The following is an 18,945-nucleotide window of genomic DNA, read 5'->3' as shown; positions in this document are numbered from 1 at the left end:
GGAGATCAGCAGTCTAAAAATTATTTAAAAAAGAGGGTTTGTCGTTATGGCTTGAATTACAACGAAATCAGCTTGGCGCCGGCATAGGCCAGCAGCACCGACAAGAGTGAGCGAATCACCCGGTCAGGCGTCTTGCGCATCAAATACGTGCCCAGCAAAATGCCCGGCAGCGAGCCGGCCAGCAGTTTGGCCAGCAGCAGCCAGTCGACCGAGCCAATGGCCGCATGGCCCAGGCCCGCCACCAGCGTCAACGGCACGGCATGCGCGATGTCAGCGGCGACAATGCGCGGCAACGGCAGGGCAGGGTAAAGCAGCATCAGCACGATCACGCCAATGGCGCCGGCGCCCACTGACGTCAGCGTCACCAACACGCCAATCACCGCGCCAAACAGCACAGGGAAACTCCAGTGGCGCGCACGCGTGGCCTGCGCCAGTTGTTCAGGCGTAACGCGAATGGGCGACGACTTGCCGCGAACGACCTTGTAAAAGGTGGAGGCGGCGGTCAGCAGCAGCGCCAAGCCCAAAGTCGTGGTCATCAGCGTCTGCGTCGCCGGATTGGCAGGGCCCAGGCGCTGGAGAAAATACAGGGTCACCAACGAGGCCGGAATGCTGCCCAGCGCCGTCTGCCCGACGATGCGCCAGTCCACGACCCGGGCGCGCGCCAGGCTTACCGTGCCGCCCATCTTGGTGAAGGCGGCAAACAGCAAGTCGGTGCCAATCGCCAGGTGCGGCTTGACGCCGAACACGAAGATCAGAAGCGGCGTCATCAGCGAACCGCCGCCCACACCCGTCAGGCCCACCACGGTCCCAACGAAAAATCCGGCGAAGATAAAAGCGAAATCATGCATAAGGACAAAAATGTAATGGCGGCGCTTATAAAACCAAACAACAGTTTTGTTGTTCGTTTATGCGAATAAGCTTATTCACCCGTCTGCATGCGGCCTGAGTATGGTTTTCTGCTGTTCGATACCCAAGTCGCATCGCATCGCCTAATGTTGCAGGTGCGAGCAGGTTGACTTGTCCGCTGTACAGTCACGGGCTTGCATGGCGGCCGCTCTGCTGCATGGCCTCCATACGACCACCCGATCGCTTTACTTCTGGAGAAAATCTTGACATTCATGAAACCTGCCTTGCTGGGCGGTGTGTTGTTGGCCACAGCCCTTTGTGCACATTCAGCGTCTGACCAGACTATCAAGATTGGCGAAATCAACAGCTACTCGACCATTCCGCAGTTCACCCTGCCTTACCGCCAGGGCTGGCAACTGGCGGTCGAGGAAATAAACGCCGCCGGTGGCCTGCTGGGCCGCAAGGTCGAGGTGATTGCCCGCGACGACGCCGGCAAGCCCGAGGAAGCACTGCGCCATGCCATCGAACTCACCGCGCGCGAAAAGGTCGATGTCCTGGCCGGCGGCTATTTGTCCAACGTTGGCCTGGCACTGAGCGACCACGCGCAGAAAAACAAGCGCGTGTACATCGCCAGCGAGCCGTTGACCGACGCCATCGTCTGGGACAAGGGCAACCGCTACACCTTCCGCCTGCGCCCCAGCACCTATATGCAGGCCGCCATGCTGGTCGAGGAAGCGGCCAAGATGCCCGCCAGGCGCTGGGCGACGATTGCGCCCAACTACGAATATGGCCAGAGCGCCGTCGCCAGCTTCAAGGAATTGCTCAAGGCCAAGCGGCCCGATGTGGAGTTTGTCGGCGAACAGTGGCCGGCGCTGGGCAAGCTGGACGCCGGCACCGCCCTGCAAGCCACCATGCAAAGCAAGCCTGACGCGATTTTCAATGTGACTTTTGGCGCCGACCTGGCCAAGCTGGTGCGCGAAGGCAACCAGCGCGGTATTTTCCCCAAGGTGCCGGTGGTGTCTCTGCTGTCGGGGGAGCCCGAATACCTCGACGTGCTGAAAGACGAAACGCCCAGGGGCTGGATTGTCACCGGCTATCCCTGGGACCAGATCGACTCGCGCGAGCACGCGAGTTTTGCCGCCAACTACTACCGCCGCTTCAATGAATACCCGAAGGTTGGCTCGGTCGTCGGCTATTCGACCATGCAGGCCATTTTTGCCGGCATCAAGAAGGCCAATTCGACCGATAACGAAAAGCTGGTCGTCGCGCTGCGCGGCCTGAAATTCAGCACCCCGTTCGGCCCGGCCGAGTTTCGCGCCATCGACCACCAATCGACCATGGGCGCCTACGTCGGCAAGCTTGACCTGCGTGGCGGCAAAGGCACGATGACAAATTGGCGCTATGCCGACGGCAAGGCGTACTTGCCGAGCGACGCGTATGTGAAGGCGCGCCGGCCGGCTGATGCGATGAAATGATGCCTGCTATTGAATCAATAGCTGCTTGTGTTCACCGGTTGTGCGCAAACAGCACTTTTTATAAAGATTAGCGGGTCACGTACTGCGGCAGCAGGGCATCGGCCTGGCGCTGCTCCAGCGGCAGCGGCTCGCCATGCAGCCGGGCGGCCAGCAACTCGCCGCACAGGGCCGCGAAGGTCAACCCGCGCGAGCCCATGCCGCTGCAGACCCACGCGTCCGGCACACCTTCGAGCGCTCCCAGCGAGGGCAGGCGGCTGGGCGTGGCGCAGCGAATGCCGGCCCAGCCTTGCACCTGGCCGCTGTCAAACTGCGGCGCCAGCGCCTGAGCGGCGGCGGGCAGCAGGGTTTGCAGCTTGCTGAAATTTTGGTGATCGTCGGCAGGCCGCAGCCGGGTGCTGGTGCTGTCGCGTTCGAAGCTTGAGCCGGCGACCCAGGCCAGCCCGCCCGCCAGCGGCACGACGGGCACCAGGCTGCCATGACCATTGACCGGAAATGGCGGCATCGCCCTGGCCCGACTGGCCTGGCCAGCGGTGTCTTCTGGCGCATGTAACGCCCAGCTGGCCTGCCCGCGAATCGGTTGCAGCGCCAGTGAATGTTCCAGTCCGGCGCTTTCGGCCAGCGCACGCGTGCCGGGGCCGGCTGCCAGCACCAAGAGCCCGGCCTGTGCGAGCAGATGTCCTGCATCGTCAAGCGCCTGCCATGCGCCGGCATGCCGCACCAGCTGGCTGACGGCCGCGTTGCCGCGCCAGGTGACGCCCGGCGTGGCCAGCCAGGCCGCGACCAGCCGCGCCGGCTTGATCCAGCCGCCCTGCGCATGCCACAAGGCCGGGGTTTCGGGGGGCAGGCCGGCTGCGGCGAGCTGTGCCGGCGTGGCCGGCTGCGTCCAGTCGCGCGCGGCATCGGCCAGCGCCTGTCCGTGTTGCCACGCGGCGGGCAACTGGCGCGAATGTTCCACGCAGCGCTCCAGCACGCCGCTTGGGCGCCAGTCGCGGCCATTTTCGAGCAGGCTTTTTGCTTGTTGCAGCATGGCTCTGATGCCGTCGCGCGACAGGCGTGACAGCAGGCTGTCGTCGGGCGAAACATGCGGCGCCAGCACGCCGGCCAGCAAACCCGATGCCCCGGTCGCAGGCGCGTCGGCGGCGTCCAGCACCGTGACCTGCCAGCCGCGTCGCGCCAGGCTGGCCGCGACGGCCGCGCCGGCCAGTCCCGCGCCGATGACGATGCAGCGTGCCGCTTGCGTGCGCGCCAGCGCGGGCCGGGTCTTTTTGGGTTCCCAAACCGGGTTGTATTCCCCCTGTAGGGTGTCGCGTTTCGGGGGAGTACCGGGAACTTTGCGAACGATGAAGCCAGCCTGCGTCAGGGCATCGCGCACACTGCGCGCAATCGTCCAGGTGGCCATGCGCGTGCCGCGGCGGCAACAGCGCGCCACGGCCTTGAAGGTATGCATATCCCAGATGTCAGGGTTGCGCTGCGGGCTGAAGCCGTCGAGGTACACCGAATCGGCTTCGAATGCGGATTCGCGCAGCATTGCCTTGGCGTCGCCGATGCACAGGGTGAGCAGCACCTGCCCACTCTCGAAGACCAGCCGGTGCACGCCGGGCAGCAGGCCCCAAAGTTGCTCTTTCAAAGCTTGCGCGAACGGAATCAGTTCGGGATGCGTCAAGGCGCTGCGCAGCACGTCGCCAGCGCTGGCTGGAAAAGACTCTATTGAGACAAAGTGCAGCAGGCGCGGGCGTTGCGGGTCAGCCTTCCACGCGGCCCAGGTGACGAGAAAATTGAGCCCAAGGCCAAAGCCGGTTTCCAGGACGCACCATTGCGGCTGGGCTTGCCAGGCGCCTGGCAGGCCGCAGCCCTTGAGGAAAACCTCGCGCGCCTGTTCCAGCCCGCCGCTCTCGCTGCAGTAGTGGTCGCCAAAGCGCGGGCTGTAGGGGCTGACGCCTGCCGCGCCGTCTTCCAGCCATTCAATGCGCTCCGCCATTGGCCGCGCTCAGGCGCCGGGCGGCGTCGGCGGAACGTAACCCTGCACCGCATCGGCGCCATCGCCGAAGAAATGCTTTTCCATCTGCCGCGCCAGGTATTGGCGCGCGCGCGCATCGGCCAGGTTGAGTCGGTTTTCATTGACCAGCATGGTTTGCTGCTTCATCCAGTCCGCCCAGGCCGGCTTGCTGACTTCTTCATAAATGCGCTTGCCCAGCGGGCCGGGATACGGTGGAAAGTCCAGCCCTTCGGCTTCCTTGCCGAGCTTGATGCAGTTAACGAGACGTGCCATGTAGAGAGTTCTTTCGGGGTGTTTAAAAGTCTAAAGATTTTTTTCGAATAAAGAACTAAGTTTTTATTCGTTATGTTTTTCATTGCCGACATCCAGAATCCATTTTGTCCGCATTTGAATGCGATTTTTCAAAACAAGGGAAGCAAACCATGAACTCACGCAGGTACTTTATCAATCTTTCAGGCCGCACCGCATTGGCCATGGCTTTGGCCGGGGCAGTGCTGTCCAGCCAAGCCCAGACGGCGCCGGTCAGGCTGCTTAACGTGTCCTACGACCCGACCCGCGAACTCTATGTGGACTACAACGCCGCCTTCACCAAATACTGGAAGGCCAAGACCGGACAGGACGTGAGCATCAAGCAGTCGCATGGCGGCTCGGGCAAGCAGGCGCGCTCGGTGATCGACGGCATCGACGCCGACGTGGTCACGCTGGGGCTGGCCGGCGATGTTGATGCGCTGGTGAAGAACGGCGGCCTGGTTCCGAAGGACTGGCAAAAGCGCCTGCCGCACAACTCGGCGCCCTACACCTCGACCATCGTTTTCCTGGTACGCAAGGGCAACCCCAAGGCCATCAAGGACTGGGACGACCTGGCCAGACCCGGCGTGTCCGTCATCACGCCCAACCCCAAGACGTCGGGCGGCGCGCGCTGGAACTACCTGGCCGCCTGGGAATTTGCCAAGCGCAAGAACGCCGGCAGCGATGCCAAGGCCAGGGAGTTCGTCGGCCAGCTCTACAAGAACGTGCCGGTACTCGACACCGGCGCGCGCGGCTCGACCATCACCTTCGTGCAGCGCAGCGTTGGCGACGTGCTGCTGGCCTGGGAAAACGAAGCCTTCCTGGCGCTGAAAGAGTTTGGCGCCGACAAGTTCCAGGTGGTGGTGCCGTCGATCAGCATCCTGGCCGAGCCCACGGTGGCGCTGGTCGACAAGTACGTGGACAAGAAAGGCACACGCGCCGTGGCCGCCGCGTATCTGGACTACCTGTATTCCGACGAGGGCCAGGACATTGCCGGGCGCAACTACTATCGACCGACCGGCGAAAAAGCCAAGGCCAAGTACGCCAGCCAGTTCCCCACGCTCACACTGTTCACGATTGACCAGGGTTTTGGCGGCTGGACCAAGGCCGACAAGGACCATTTTGCCGATGGTGGCTCGTTCGACCAGATCTACACGCAAAAGTGAGCTTCATGCCCGCTGGCCTAACCTCCATGGCCGACCGGCAGCGCGTGGCCGACACCTTTTTCAAGCCCTGCCTGATTCCCCAGCCCGTTCGGGTCGCGGGAATGATGCTTTCTCTGTATGAAGCAAGTAGCGCTTCGGGCAATCACCAACAACGCATGAAGCAGCATTCAATAGGCAATTTTCTGATTCGTCCTCGCCCACGGCGACAGCCGCTACCTTGGTATCAGAAAAGGTGCCAGTGAAGTCAGCTTTGACTACCTCAAACAGGTCGCCGTGGCCGCCGACACGCAAGGCTACGACGGCGTGCTGATCCCACTGGTCGCTTACGCGAAGAGCCGTGGGTCCACGCCTCCAGAGTGTTGATTGCGCTAACGTGCCGCTGAAGCCGTGCGTCCGGACTGGCCGCCGGGCTGAAAACGGGGCTGAAAAGACCTCGTTGCCACCCGGGATAGTGACTTGCTTTGGTTTTAACGGTAAAATACGTCTCCAACCCACGACAGGCAAGCGTGAAAAGCTATAAATAATATAGCGATAACGTTTGTCGGGCTGGGCTTTAAGTGGCCCGGCCGCTGATCCAACCCTGGTGACGCCGACTGGCAAAGTGCTTGAATTTGGGGATGGAACCCCCAAATCTATAACATGAACGCCACTAAACCAAACGCCCGCAAAACCGATCTGACCGTGACCCATGTGCTCGCTGAACTGCTTGAGCGACTGGAGCGCAGCGCTGTTCCGGTTGGTGCCGAACAGTACCGCTCGGTCGTTCAGCATCTGGTGAGCGAGTTGGGCGAAGTCGAGCCGGGAACGGCGCTCGGCGCCTTGCTCGACAGCCATCCTGCTGCAGCCGAACTGTACGAGAACGTTTATTACCAGCATGCCGGGCTTTGCCGCTCGGCGCTGGACGCTTCACTCGCTGCAGAGCGGCAAGCCAAAGAGGTTCTGGACCGCGCGATGCGTCGGGCCATGGACCGTTCCAATCCATCACATAAGGAAGACCCTACCCATGGCAAGAGCTGACGCAAAAACCGCAGTACTCGCAGACGGCCTGCGCTATAAATCCAAAGTTTCGGGTTCGCCCTTTGCGGCTACCACGTCGTTTGGCGCGGCTACCATGTCGTGCTTCATGTGCGGAAAGCATCGGGCTCGCTCTCTGATGGGCACGCGCAAGGTGCTGGGCAAGTCCCAAGCTGTATGCTCGCCTTCCTGCAAGGGGCTGGACGAAGCGCTTGAGGCGGCTGCCGCTGCGTCGGCTGCTGCAGCCGCCGCAGCGTCCGTGACCTGAAGCCTCGCCGGTTCGCCGATTTCGCCATCGGAATTCGCTGACTTGGCCAAGACTTGATTTTTCAATGTCCGGCAGTGCATAGTACGAACCCGGGCCTGCTGGATTTTTTGTCAGTCAAGGGCAAGCGACATGTAAAGGGAAACCCGTCATGAACCCCCATTCCAGAAAAGTGTCCGTGCTGCAACCTGACGAGGCAACTGACCACATCAGCGGGTCGGTATCCGCTCCGGTCACGCTGGTTGAGTACGGTGACTTCGAATGCCCGGCTTGCTGCCAGGCCTACGGCGCAGTGAATATTCTGCGGGCTCATTTTGGCGACAAGCTGTGCTTTGTGTTTCGCCATTTTCCGCTGCGTGAAGTGCATCCGCGTGCTGAACTCGCGGCCGAAGCGGCCGAAGCAGCCGGTGCGCAAGGCCGCTTCTGGCCCATGTATGACCTTCTGTTCACCCATGCGCAGCATCTGAAGGAAAAGCATTTGCTGGACTATGCCGGTCAGGTTGGTCTGGACATGGCGCGTTATACCAACGAAATGTCCGACCATGTCTATCTCCAGCGGGTGCAGGAGCATATGCTGGGCGGCCAGCACCTGGTTGTGCGCTCGACGCCTGCGTTTTATGTCAATGGCACGTTCATCGATGTGTCGTTTGGACTGCAGCACCTGCACGATGCGGTTGACAAGGCATTGCTGCAACGCAGTTGAACCCGGCTGCCAAGAGGCTGCCAACGCTGGACCGATAATGGTCCGCTTCTGAGTCACGTCCGCAAGGGGTGAATCGCATCAAACCCCCATTAGGACCATTCCGTGAGAAAAACATTCCTCCTTAACATCGAAGGCAAGAACCGCGACCGTCTGGTTGAAGCCAGCAAGCACGACATCCGCAAATACGTCAAGCGCGAACGCAGCCGGGCTTTGCCCGCAGGCGTGGATTTTTGGGATTTTGAGTGCAAGTTCGGCAGCAACGAAGCCACGGCGGCCGTGGTTCACTTTGCCGCGCTGATGACATCGATCGACACGGCTGTGTTGGAAGGTGCCGAGCAGTTTTATGTCGAGGTGGTCACCAGGCATGGCCACCGCAGCGCCCGGCCGCAGGGCGCTCAAGCCGATTCGGGCGACGACGCAGACTTCGAATAAACGCTGCAGACAGTCCCGACCAAAAGATTATTAGTCTTGCGCCGGCTTGATGTGGCCGGCCGCTTCACGCAGCTTGTCCTTCTTGCTCGGGCGCTTGCCCTTGATACCGCCTACCGACAGCGGATCTGCCGCATTGGGCTGAACGATTTCAAGAGGCTCGAAACCGGCGACCTGTTCACGCGGCACGTTCAGGCGCTGGCGCTTCTCAATCAGCCGGAAATGCGCGTCCGTGCCGGCGCTGACAAAGCTGATCGCCATGCCGCTTTCACCGGCCCGTCCGGTGCGGCCGATGCGGTGTGTGTAGTCGCTTGACGAGCGCGGCAGGTCGAAGTTGACCACCACCGGCAGTTGCACAATGTCCAGGCCCCGCGCAGCCACGTCGGTAGCCACCACCACCTGCACCCGCTTTTCCTTGAAGTCGAGCAGCACCTGCGTTCGCTTGCCCTGGCTCAGTTCGCCGTGAAAGGGTTCTGCCTCGATGTCAGCCTTGCGCAGCTTGTCGGCCACGATCTCGGCGGCATGCTTGGTCGCGACAAACACCAGCACTCGGCTCCATTTTTCAGTCTGCACCAAATGGCGCAGCAACTGCGTGCGCCTGCTCGGATCAACCTCAATGGCGCGCTGCGCAATGTCGGGCTCGGCTTGTGGCGCAGCCTGCACCTCAATGCGCAAGGGCTCGCGCAGCATGCGGGCGGCCAGTGCTTCGATGGCCGGCGGAAAGGTTGCCGAGAAAAACAGGTTCTGGCGCTGCACCGGCAACAGCTGCAGAATGCGACCCAGCTCTTCGCCAAATCCCAGGTCCAGCAGCCGGTCGGCTTCATCAAGCACCAGGGTCCCAACGGCGTCCAGCGTCAGCGCTTTGTGGTCGATCAGGTCGATCAACCGGCCTGGCGTGGCGACGATGATGTCGGCCCCGCCCCGAAGGTTCATCATTTGTGGATTGATCGACACGCCGCCAAACACCACAGCAACCTTCAGCCGCTGCGGCAGGTATTTGGCCATGCTGACAAGGGCTTCGCCCACCTGGGCCGCGAGTTCGCGCGTAGGCACCAGCACCAGGCCGCGAATTCGCCGCCGGGCACCAACGGGCGATTCGGCCAGCCGGTGCAGCAAGGGCAGGGCGAAAGCCGCCGTTTTGCCTGAACCGGTCTGGGCTGAGGCCACAATGTCGCGGCCTTGCAAAATGGCGGGAATTGCCGCTGCCTGGACTGCCGTGGGCGCCAGGTAGCCCATGTCGGCAATCGCGCGCGACAGCACGGGCAGCAAGGCCGGCGAAAAGCCGAGGGATGAAAAAGGCATGGAAAAGGGGCTCGGAAGGAAGGCAGAAGACAAAAGGGAAGACGCTAAAAGCCGGTTAAGTGCTGCGACCGGTTGTCGCCAGAACCCGCAAGTTTAAGCCCCGACCTTTCAGCGCCTGTTCAACATTCGTGTGCGCCCGTCAGGCAGGCATCGGACGTTGCCTCCGGATGCTATTGAATCCATAGCTGCTTTCGCAATAAGAACGTGCGCTACAGCGTGTTTTTACTTGAATTCAGCGGGAAATGCGCTGCGGCTTGCCTGCGTGCAGCGAGAACGCCGCAGCGAGTGATGCGTCCTGGAATTGTCATCTTCCGGGCCACGCTCTGTCAGGCGCTTCTTACCCTGGCTGCGTTGACCCGCCTACGACGGGTGTTACCCGCTTTCGTTTTCGTAGTTGTCTCCACCGACCTTTTTAAACTAGCGAAAAACATGCTGGCAATGAATTGCCGCGGCTTACACCGGGTGCGCGCTGAGCAAAAATTCGTGCTTGCATTGAACACCCGGGCGACGCCATCATCCGCGTCAACCGCGCCTGCATCTGCGGCTCAGACCTGCATCTGTTCCACGGCCTCGTGCCCAAAACCCGTGTGGGCACCACCTTTGGCCATGAGTTCACCCGCGTGATTGAGGAAGTAGGTGCGTCGAGGGAAAACTCAAGGTCGGCAACCAGGTGCCGTTGCCGTTCAATGCACTTTGCGGCGACGGCCATTTTTGTCAGCGCTAGCTTTACAGCAACGGCCACCACGTCAACCCCGAAATTTGTGAAGCACTTTGCCCCGTCGCTTTCGGGCCTAGCGGCATGTTGCGGCGCGGCGCTTGTAAGGGCGTGAAGGGGGCAGCCAGTCTAGATTCGGACAGGTCAACAAGTCAATATTTGTGTTGAATTGATCTATTGCGCAAGCTGATTATGCCTTATTAGCTATTAATTGAATAGCAAAAGAGGCTGGCTTGCGCTATCGGCACATGCTGTAGCCGCCGGTTTCCAGGTGGAAATGGTTGCGGTGCACCGCGTTGTAGTCAGGGCCCAGCACGCCGTTGAAAAACTGGCACGCCCCGGCATGTGCATCGTTCAGAAATTGCTCGTGCGGTCCCGCCACCAAAGGATCATCAGTGTTCGACCAGTCTTTCAATACCGTGATCTTCTGGCCTTTTTCGAGCGTGAAGCCGGCAATGTCCAGTGCGTTGGCCGTGGCATGCCGGCTTCGTGCGTCGCCTGGCGCGTCCGGTGAATTGCCTTCGCCCCGGTTGATGTTGCGGCAGGCGTAACTGCCCAGGTGGTCAATGGCGGCGACACGCTGGCCGAAATGCTGTTGCGCGGCGGCCTGAAGTGCATGCTTTTCCCACATGAAAAACGACAGCGCCATCGGGCAACTGAGTGACAGCGGTGAGCCGATGCGAACACCTGCGCTTTTCAGGCGGACTGCATTTTCAAAACCACAGCCTGGCGCCGTCATGCGGTCGGGCAGCACGTCGTACTGCATGCCGGTCTGCTCTAGCGATGCCAGGCATTGCTCAGGGCTGCTGCGGGCACGCGAGAGTTTGTAGGGGGTCAACAGGTTTGGCGGCGCCATGACATCAAGCGGTGCCAAAGGGTTAAAGCGCTCGGGAATTACCAGGCGTCCGCTGTAAAGCCCATAGCCTGCTGCGACAACAAGGCTCCATAAAACGATGGCCGTGGTGTGCGAGTTGCGTGACCGGCCAGCCGAGGGAGGTGGTGGAGAAGAGGGTGTAGGCATGGTTTTGTGGCAACGCATTTATCAAGACACGCCTGCTGGCCTTTGGCAACGCAAGCGAAAACCGGGATTCAGCTAAATAACTCAGGAATGTCTTGCCGGATTAGCGGCCTGTCTGCTGAAATAACTGCCCTGATTGTTTGCATCACCAAGAAACTTTTGCTGCCTGTCCTTTCATCTTGAAATGCTGAATCCAACGACGCATCAGTGGAAAATCGGGCCAGTTGCAGGGGAAGATTTTGCATTCCATGGCTGATGCTGCTATGACAAGTGCAACGTCCTGATGACTCGTGGGTGCGAAAAAGGTTCACGCCGCAGTGCTGTTGATGCCTGCTCAACTGCCAATATATGGACTGCCATGAAATTGGCAGGCCGGACAAATTTTGTAGACTGAATGCTTTGTACAAGTGCACCTTTATGGCCGTTTATAAAAAGACAGAAAAGGGCATGAATGAACTGCTGGCCCCCACGCACAGCCTGGATGCGAGGCTGGTCGGTATCTTGATACTGGTGGACAGCGTGCGCGAGTCGGACGAAGTCAACCGGCTGATCCAGGAGGCCAATTTGCCGGTCGATGGGCTGGAAATTTTGTTGCACGGTGGCTTCATTGACCGTAAATTCAAGGGCAGCGCCACACCGGTCGAGGGGAAAAAATCGACCCCGACCGAACCGGTGACACCCGTGACGGCCACGCCAACCCGCAAGCTTGAACGATTCAATGCGCTGTATGGCTACCTGGTCGAGCAAACCAAAGCCTTGCTCGGGCTTCGCGGTTTCATCCACCAGCTTCGCATTGAACGGGCCTCAACGCTGCTGGAGTTGAAGGCATTGATCGAGCCGATTGGCAAGGCAATTGAAAAAAGGCACGGCCCTGAAAAGGCGAAGCACTTCCTGCGTGAAAGCGAGCGGCTGGCCGTAGCGGCGATTGCCGAGCGCGACATCTAGCGCTGCTTTGCGAATCCAGTGTTTGTCCCACGGCTTGGCTTCACGGGTCACAATGAACAGCGAATCTGGAGGGCCTTGCAGCGTCATACGTCGCGCGGGGCCTGAAAACCGACTGTTTCCACCATGGAGAACCAATGAATCCTGAATTTCATTCCCTTGACAACACCCTGTTTGAACGAGCCGTGACACTGCTTGACGAAGAATGGCTGACCCACGATGTCGACCTGGGTCCTGTGGTGCCCACCGTGCTGGCGCGCAATGTGGGCCAGGACTGGCACAAGGCCGGCACCTTTCGCCATCATTTGCAGGGCGTGGCACGCACTCTGACGCTCTGGCAGCAACCGGTGCATGTGCGGATGCTGGGTCTGCTGCATAGCGTGTACGGCAACGCCTATGTTGACCTGGTGAAGTTTGACCCGGCCAGCGAGCGCGCCCGTGTGCGCGAATTGATCGGCGAAGAAGCGGAGCGCTTGGTGCATCTGTTTTGCACCATGTCGCGGACCCGCTTTGTGCAGGCTGTGCTTCAAGGCGGCATGGCGGCCGATGGCAGCCTGCTGCTTCAGGGCGATGGACAGGCGCAGCGGCTGGCGCCCGAAGAAGTGGCGGCCTTCACTGTTCTCACCATGGCTGACACCGCCGAGCAGTGGTACAGCTGGCAGGACGACATCTTTTCGCGATACCCCGACCACCGCAACACGCTGGCGGCGCCAGTGCATTGGGCGGCGTCGCTTTGGCCTGGTCCGATGCGGCCAACGTCTCGCATGGTCACGCAGGCAGCCCAACTTGGCGCAGCGCTTCGCCATCCGGCCCTCGAAGGCCTGCTGCCCATGCCGCCGGTGTTTGACCAATGCCGCAACCTGTTGACACCGCGTGACGAAGCGGCAGCCCTGTCGCTGTACTGGTCGGTGATTCAGCAGGACCAGCCGCTGGTGGATGCCGACGCGGCAACCGCGGTGCTCGAACAGGCTGTGGCGCTCAATCCGTGGGTCGGCGAGCCACAGATCGTGCTGGCACAGTTGTACCTGACGGTCGGTGAATTTGAGCGCGCCGAAGCCGCCGCCGCCAGCGGGCTGCAGATGCTGGCATGTTGGGGAACGTCATGGGACAAGCGCATTGGCTGGGATGCTTGGCTGGCCTGGGGCCGCATCCTGCTGCAGGGCGCGCAGACACGAAACTGGCCGGAACGTCTGGACAAGCTCAACAACCTGGCATTGCGCGCTGCCAGTCATTGACCTGGTGGCCGCCTGCACCGGTTGCATGTGCAGACAAGTCCAACTGCGAGCCATGGGTCAAATAATGCTTGCTTTACCAGGCGGCGCGCAAAGTGAGCTACAGATTTTGCTACAGGATTCATAGCTGCTCAGGCAATGGACACAAGCGCGTGCCGCCTGTTTAATAACAAAAAACAGTTTGGAGACCGGCACCAATGCGTTCAATGAAGGCCAGCATGCTGCCAGCCCACTTCGCACTTCATGAATGCCTCGCTTCCAGTGGACCCGTTTTTGCGCCGGCAGGCCGTGGGTGAATCCCGGATTTTTAACACTGCGGCCTGAACACACAGAACGACTGAAGGTTTTCTTGGCGCCATGGATTTTTTCCGTCAGGCGCCAGGCAAGCCGGTGCGTTTTCGGCCTTTCCCTTTGCGCTTGAACAACAAGCGCAACGCCAGGTAGGCAGCCGCACTGCCCGCGTACACAACGGCCCGTTCCTTCAGGCTGACAGGGCGCGGCGCTTTCGGGCTGAACGCGCTGTCGACCGGGGCAGGGCGGGACGAAAGCGGGCCGATGACGACCAGATCGTCCCGCAAGGGCAGGTCAGGCAAATTACTGGCTGGCTGATGATTCTGGTCCTGCCGGCTGGCTGAGTCAGAAGATCGCGCCGCAAGGGTGCCGGTTTCTGGCTTTTGCTGACCGGCCAGCGAACCATGTTCATTGGCAAATACCCAGGTGAATTCAGCGCCGAGCAGGAAAATCTGAGCCGAGTAATACACCCACACCAGCAGTACCACCAGCGAGCCTGCGGCAGCGAAGGAGGAGGTGATGCTGCTTTTGCCGATGTACAGGCTGATCAGCCACTTGCCCACCTCGAACAGTACGGCAGTGACCAATGCCCCTGTCCATACGTCACGCCATCCCACCTTGACCTGCGGCATGACCTTGAAAATCATCGCAAACAAGACCGTCGCAATGCCGATGGAAAACACGATGTTGATGACGAAAAGCAGGTTTTCCCAGCCGGGCAGCAGCCTGCCGATCCAGCTGCCAAAAGCAGCCAGGGCAGCGCCGCTGACCAGCGACACCAGCAGCAAAAAGCCCAGACCCAAAATGAAACCGAGTGACAGCAAGCGGCTGCGAACGATGGCCCAGATGCCTGACACCTGGGGTGCCTTGGGCGCCTGCCAGATCCGGTCCAGGGCACTTTGCAATTCGGCAAAAACCGTGGTCGCACCGATCACCAGCACCACGATGCTGATAGCCGTGGCAACCAGCCCCTGCGTGGGCTGACTGGCGCTTTCGATCAATGCCTGAATGCCCTGGGCACCTTCCTTGCCGATCAGGCCGGACAACTGGCCGACGATTTCACCCTGGACGGCTTCGCGTCCCCAGACAAAGCCGGCCACTGCAATCACGATGATCATCAGCGGTGCAATCGAAAATACCGTGTAGTAGGAAATGGCTGCACCCATGCTGGGCGCGTAATCGTCGATCCAGGCGACGACAGATTTTTTGGCAAGCTGATAGAAATGTTGAAGGTTCATGGTTTTTAGTGGCCTTGAAATATCAAGTGCATTTTCCCGACCAGTTTGCCAAGTGCCTGCCAGTGCCATCGTCGGCCTGAACTCACGGATGCTGTAGGCGGCGGGCGACTGAGCATCGCCTTCGACCGCGCTCAAGGCGTGACGACAGGCGCAGATTGAATTGGCGGCCCATGGTCCCGGTCGGGACGGCGCCAGGGGTCTACGTGTGTCATCAGGTTCAGCACCCGGTGTCGCTGGAGCACGCGCTGCTGCGCTCTGACGGCAATGTCATGGCCGGCTTCCACCGTGATCAGTGCATCAACCTCGATATGCGCATCGACCACGATCATGTCGCCCATCTTGCGGGTGCGCACGTCATGCACATTCCTGACGCCGGGTGTTTCCACCAGCGTACGCCGAATTGCCTCGACTTCCTGCTCGTTCACGGCGCGGTCCATCAGGTCGTGCATGGCGTCCCAGCCAAAGCTCCAGCCCATTTTGGCGACCATGAAGCCGACAATCAGCGCTGCAATCGGATCGAGTATCGGGTAGCCCGCCAGGTTTCCAATGATGCCGATGCCCACGACCAGCGACGAAGCTGCGTCCGACCGTGCATGCCAGGCATTGGCCACCAGCATGCTTGACTTGACGCGCTTGGCCACAGCCAGCATGTAGCGAAACAGGGATTCCTTGGCAATCAGGGCACCACCCACGACCCATAGCGCGCTGGCATGCACCTGCGGCACGGTCTCTGGCGACTGCAGCTTGCCCACCGCCGACGACAGCATGCCGCCGCCCACGGCCAGCAGAATCACACCCAGCGCCAACGATGCGGCGGTTTCAAAGCGCTGGTGGCCATACGGGTGGTCGGTATCTGCATCCTTTTTGCTATGGTGTCCGGCAAATAGCACCACGAAATCAGAGACCAGGTCAGACAGCGAATGTATGCCGTCTGCTACCAGTGCCTGGGATTTCGACAGGATGCCAACACCAATCTGAGCAGCGGACAGGACGATGTTGACCGCCACGCTGACCCAGGTGCTGCGTGAAGCGGCTGTCGCGCGCTCGGCCGGGGTGTGTTGAGCGTCTTCGGGATCGTCGGCGAGGTCGTTGAAGTTCATGGGAGTTGTTCTTGCAGGGCAGCGAACGCATGCCCGGAATCGAGATGCAAAGATTGCCTTGTGGCGCCAGTCAAATCCAGATTCTGGCCGCTGTTGCTTAAGGTTGCCTGAGAATTGCGCAAAGCGCACTACTTGCCCTGATTGGGGACTGCCGCCAATCTTGCGCTTCCAGGCCGCATGGACATTGATGCATGGGCACCCAACTCGGCAAAATTCAGGCCGTGACAGAAAATAGGATCAATACGCACTTTTTCGCAAACTCTCCATCGTACGGGGCCGCCAGGTTTGGCTATTGAAAATACGCTGCACGCAAATCTTCAGCCAAATGCAAGCGCCGTGGGCCAAGGCAGCTGATACCGCACAAGCCACTTGAAAAACTTGTTAACTGGGCCGAATGACCGGGTCCACCTCGGTTTGCGCCCTAGCCGCACTCGCCAAGCAGGCCCTGCACGCCATCGTTCACTCCAGCCACTGGCGTTGCCTTGGCCAGCGCCATCCAAACGCCCAGCGGCAGGTTTTGCCTTGCACGTCGCGGTGCGGCCCGGCTCACCACCAGACGGTCGTTTTCAAGCTGCATCACGCCGCATTCGACAGGAATTTCATCGGCTGCGCCAATCGGCCGGCCTTTGGCGTCGCAGCCCAGCACGTACCAGCATTCGCCGCCCAGGTCGAGGTAGGCGCCTCGCTTGTCGGGCCGGCGCAAGTCACCGAGCAGGTCCGAGCGCTTGACCTTGATCTCGTGAACGATTGGCTCCAGGTAGGTCTCGACTGTGGTGTTGCGGATTGAGAACACGTCAGGCCGCACCATGCACCATCGGGCCTTTTCGCCTTCTGCGGCTGGTGGCAGTTGCGCTCGTAGGCTCAGGGTACGCCAGGCGATGCGGCCGGCGCGCACCATTTCGCAAGCCACGCGTTCCACCAGCGCTTCATGCGCCGACAGGGACGAGCGGTTGACGGCCAATGTGGCCGCCAGCCAGGCAACGCCCGCATCACTCACGCGCAGGGTTTCGTGGCCGGCTGGACCGGCGACGCGCTCCAGCATGCCGCCGGCCAGCAGTTCGATCTCGACCATGTCCTGGCAGGGCCAGCCAGCCGAGCGGTAAATCTCGCGCAGCCGCCGGGCATGGGTGCGGCCAAGCGGGATGACCGGTTGAACGACAGCTTCTGCCAAAGGCGCGATTGCTGCGGGCAAAGAATTTTCGGGGCTGGACACGCAATTCATGGTCAGAAAAGCGTTTTGCGCAATCCGCGCGGGCATAAGCAGCTATCGATAAAGAAGCGGTAAAAGTGCATCACTGATGTTCAGAGGCTGATTTCGAAACGTGCATTGCCCGTGTCGCGGCTCAGTGGTTTCAGGGCTGTCATGATGGCCTGGTCCTCGGCGCTTTCCCACAGCGCGATCACTTCGCGCTCTGCATCATGGTCGGCATGCGCCAGTTCTTCGGGCGTCAGCTGGCCGGTGAGTGACCGCGCCAGCATGCAGGCCTGCAGCGTGGGCACAACCAGTTCGCGGCCGCCGACGCCATCTTCCAGCGCCATGCGAAAACGCAGTTCGGCAGCGCTGCGTTCGGCAGCGCTGATGCCGGTGGCGTCCACCATCCGGAGGGTGTAGGGGGCAGTTTTTTCACTCATGAGGGCATTCTCGAATCAGAAGGGGGCTGAGGAGCGTGTGCCTTGAAGGGGCTGCGCCGCTCAAGGTCTTCCAGGTAATGGTCGATGCCCGCACCTTCGCGTTCCAGGAAACGTTCGACGGCGTCGGCAAAAGACGGGTGCGCCAGCCAGTGTGCGCTGGTGGTCTTGACGGGAAGGAGCGCGCGCGCCATCTTGTGCTCGCCCTGGGCGCCGCCTTCAAAACTTTGAAAGCCATGCGCAATGCACCATTCGATGGGCTGGTAATAGCACGCCTCGAAGTGCAGGCAGTCGACCCGTGCCAATGCGCCCCAGTAACGCCCATAAGCGGTCAGCCCCTGAAAAAGCGGATTCTCCATGCTGTCTTTTGCCGATGTGAGATTTTTCGCATCAAAAGTTCCGCTTGCGCAGTCAGGGCAGTAGTTGACTGCTATCAAACTCGTAGCAATGGCGGCGCCATCATGTTCTGCCACGAAGAGCAGCCAGTTCTCCGGCATGCTGCGCTCCATGCAATGAAAGAAGTCGCGGCTCAGATAAGGCGCATTGCCATGTTCCAGGTAGGTGCGTTCATAACAGAGGTAGAAGAAATCCCAGTCGGCGCTTGAAATCTGCGCTCCCAGCGACCAGCGAAAAGTGATGCCCGCGTCCCGCACCTTGCGGCGTTCCTGGCGGATTTTCTTGCGCTTTTCCTGGCTCAGTGTCATCAGGAAGTCGTCGAAGTCGCGGTAGCCGGTAGGCGGGGCAGTCCAGTGAAACTGCACCGTGTGACGCAGCATCAACCCTGCGTCCTCGCAGGCCTTCACATCGTCTTCGTCGGCAAACAACACATGCATGGAAGACAGTTTTTCCTCATCGCACCAGGCCACCAGTGCCTTGACCAGCAGCGCTCGCTCCGCCGCATCGCGTGCCAGCAGCCGTGCGCCGGGAACCGGCGTGAACGGCACGGCGATCAGTGCCTTGGGGTAATAGTCCAGGCCGTTTTGTGCATAGGCATTGGCCCAGGCCCAATCAAAAACATATTCGCCATAGGAATGCGCCTTGAGATACAGGGCGCAGGCGCCTACCAGCGTGTCGCCCTGCCAGAGTGTGACAAAGCGGGGCGTCCAGCCGGTTTTCGGTGTAGCGCTGCCGCTGGTGTGCAGCGCGGCCAGGTACTCGTGGCGCATAAAAGGGTTCAGGATGCCGGCCGGGCTTTGTGCGGCCAGTAAACCATTCCACTCACCGGCATTCACAGCCAGCGGCGAATCCAGAATGCGAATGACATAATCGTTTGAGTTTTTTTTCACGTGTTTCTTG

Annotated in this window: 19 protein-coding genes and 1 pseudogene; 10 read left to right on the top strand and 10 right to left on the bottom strand. The window is 60.5% G+C overall.

All coding sequences use genetic code 11. The annotated features are described in order from the left end of the window. Window positions 1–56: 56 nt before the first annotated feature. Window positions 57–848, bottom strand: a complete 792-nt coding sequence (locus IWX87_RS09500) for a sulfite exporter TauE/SafE family protein (protein ID WP_196863277.1) — start codon at window positions 846–848, stop codon at window positions 57–59. A 270-nt stretch (window positions 849–1,118) separates the two neighbouring features. Between IWX87_RS09500 and IWX87_RS09495 the strand changes: the two genes are divergently transcribed. Next, complete coding sequence (locus tag IWX87_RS09495; protein ID WP_196863309.1) at window positions 1,119–2,321, top strand: ABC transporter substrate-binding protein; 1,203 nt, start codon at window positions 1,119–1,121, stop codon at window positions 2,319–2,321. 67 nt (window positions 2,322–2,388) lie between these two features. Here IWX87_RS09495 and mnmC read toward each other — a convergent pair whose 3' ends face one another. Then, on the bottom strand, window positions 2,389–4,299 hold the full coding sequence (mnmC, locus tag IWX87_RS09490) for an FAD-dependent 5-carboxymethylaminomethyl-2-thiouridine(34) oxidoreductase MnmC (RefSeq protein WP_196863276.1): 1,911 nt from the start codon (window positions 4,297–4,299) through the stop codon (window positions 2,389–2,391). A gap of 9 nt (window positions 4,300–4,308) precedes the next feature. Then, window positions 4,309–4,590 carry an oxidative damage protection protein gene (locus IWX87_RS09485; RefSeq protein ID WP_196863275.1) on the bottom strand — a complete coding sequence of 94 codons (282 nt, stop codon included), beginning with the start codon at window positions 4,588–4,590 and terminating at the stop codon, window positions 4,309–4,311. A gap of 149 nt (window positions 4,591–4,739) precedes the next feature. Here IWX87_RS09485 and IWX87_RS09480 point away from each other — a divergent pair, with 149 nt between their 5' ends. From IWX87_RS09480 to IWX87_RS09460, 6 genes and pseudogenes are all read left to right on the top strand, one after another. Further along, the gene (locus IWX87_RS09480; RefSeq protein ID WP_196863274.1) at window positions 4,740–5,771 is read left to right on the top strand and encodes a sulfate ABC transporter substrate-binding protein; all 1,032 of its coding nucleotides are present in this window, start codon (window positions 4,740–4,742) and stop codon (window positions 5,769–5,771) included. A gap of 222 nt (window positions 5,772–5,993) precedes the next feature. Further along, window positions 5,994–6,151, top strand: a pseudogene (locus IWX87_RS19630) (alkanesulfonate monooxygenase); the annotation flags it as partial. 259 nt (window positions 6,152–6,410) lie between these two features. Further along, window positions 6,411–6,788 (top strand): hypothetical protein, encoded by a 378-nt coding sequence (locus IWX87_RS09475; RefSeq protein WP_196863273.1) that lies wholly within the window; start codon window positions 6,411–6,413, stop codon window positions 6,786–6,788. Continuing rightward, window positions 6,775–7,053, top strand: coding sequence for a hypothetical protein (locus IWX87_RS09470; protein WP_196863272.1), 279 nt, complete (start codon window positions 6,775–6,777; stop codon window positions 7,051–7,053). The genes IWX87_RS09475 and IWX87_RS09470 overlap by 14 nt, the downstream gene beginning before the upstream one ends. A gap of 148 nt (window positions 7,054–7,201) precedes the next feature. After that, on the top strand, window positions 7,202–7,753 hold the full coding sequence (locus tag IWX87_RS09465; protein WP_196863271.1) for a thioredoxin domain-containing protein: 552 nt from the start codon (window positions 7,202–7,204) through the stop codon (window positions 7,751–7,753). A 102-nt stretch (window positions 7,754–7,855) separates the two neighbouring features. Continuing rightward, window positions 7,856–8,185, top strand: a complete 330-nt coding sequence (locus tag IWX87_RS09460; RefSeq protein WP_196863270.1) for a DUF6172 family protein — start codon at window positions 7,856–7,858, stop codon at window positions 8,183–8,185. 30 nt (window positions 8,186–8,215) lie between these two features. Here IWX87_RS09460 and IWX87_RS09455 read toward each other — a convergent pair whose 3' ends face one another. Beyond that, a complete protein-coding gene (locus IWX87_RS09455; protein WP_196863269.1) occupies window positions 8,216–9,484 on the bottom strand; it encodes a DEAD/DEAH box helicase in 1,269 nt (422 codons plus the stop codon). 479 nt (window positions 9,485–9,963) lie between these two features. Here IWX87_RS09455 and IWX87_RS09450 point away from each other — a divergent pair, with 479 nt between their 5' ends. After that, entirely contained in the window at window positions 9,964–10,314 is a 351-nt protein-coding gene (locus IWX87_RS09450; protein ID WP_370583849.1) for an alcohol dehydrogenase catalytic domain-containing protein, read from the top strand. Between the two features lie 123 nt (window positions 10,315–10,437). Here IWX87_RS09450 and IWX87_RS09445 read toward each other — a convergent pair whose 3' ends face one another. Continuing rightward, entirely contained in the window at window positions 10,438–11,220 is a 783-nt protein-coding gene (locus tag IWX87_RS09445) for an extensin family protein (protein ID WP_196863268.1), read from the bottom strand. 444 nt (window positions 11,221–11,664) lie between these two features. Between IWX87_RS09445 and IWX87_RS09440 the strand changes: the two genes are divergently transcribed. After that, a complete protein-coding gene (locus IWX87_RS09440; protein ID WP_196863267.1) occupies window positions 11,665–12,162 on the top strand; it encodes a hypothetical protein in 498 nt (165 codons plus the stop codon). Between the two features lie 134 nt (window positions 12,163–12,296). Next, a complete protein-coding gene (locus IWX87_RS09435; RefSeq protein ID WP_196863266.1) occupies window positions 12,297–13,394 on the top strand; it encodes a DUF6817 domain-containing protein in 1,098 nt (365 codons plus the stop codon). A 368-nt stretch (window positions 13,395–13,762) separates the two neighbouring features. Here the strand turns inward: IWX87_RS09435 and IWX87_RS09430 are convergent, their stop codons facing one another. The 5 genes from IWX87_RS09430 to IWX87_RS09410 form a co-directional block, all read right to left on the bottom strand. Beyond that, window positions 13,763–14,920, bottom strand: coding sequence for a YihY/virulence factor BrkB family protein (locus IWX87_RS09430; protein WP_196863265.1), 1,158 nt, complete (start codon window positions 14,918–14,920; stop codon window positions 13,763–13,765). Window positions 14,921–15,051: 131 nt separating this feature from the next. Continuing rightward, window positions 15,052–16,020 (bottom strand): cation diffusion facilitator family transporter, encoded by a 969-nt coding sequence (locus IWX87_RS09425; protein ID WP_196863264.1) that lies wholly within the window; start codon window positions 16,018–16,020, stop codon window positions 15,052–15,054. A 421-nt stretch (window positions 16,021–16,441) separates the two neighbouring features. After that, a complete protein-coding gene (locus IWX87_RS09420; RefSeq protein WP_231374700.1) occupies window positions 16,442–17,242 on the bottom strand; it encodes a hypothetical protein in 801 nt (266 codons plus the stop codon). 80 nt (window positions 17,243–17,322) lie between these two features. After that, entirely contained in the window at window positions 17,323–17,652 is a 330-nt protein-coding gene (locus tag IWX87_RS09415; protein ID WP_196863262.1) for a hypothetical protein, read from the bottom strand. Then, the gene (locus IWX87_RS09410) at window positions 17,649–18,935 is read right to left on the bottom strand and encodes a GNAT family N-acetyltransferase (protein WP_196863261.1); all 1,287 of its coding nucleotides are present in this window, start codon (window positions 18,933–18,935) and stop codon (window positions 17,649–17,651) included. Before IWX87_RS09410 ends, IWX87_RS09415 begins: the two co-directional genes overlap by 4 nt. Window positions 18,936–18,945: the final 10 nt, after the last annotated feature.

This window comes from Polaromonas sp. CG_9.7, assembly GCF_015752205.1.
GTDB lineage: Bacteria > Pseudomonadota > Gammaproteobacteria > Burkholderiales > Burkholderiaceae_C > Polaromonas.
Note: the sequence above shows the minus strand (reverse complement) of the source record. Positions and strands in the feature narration are given on the sequence as shown.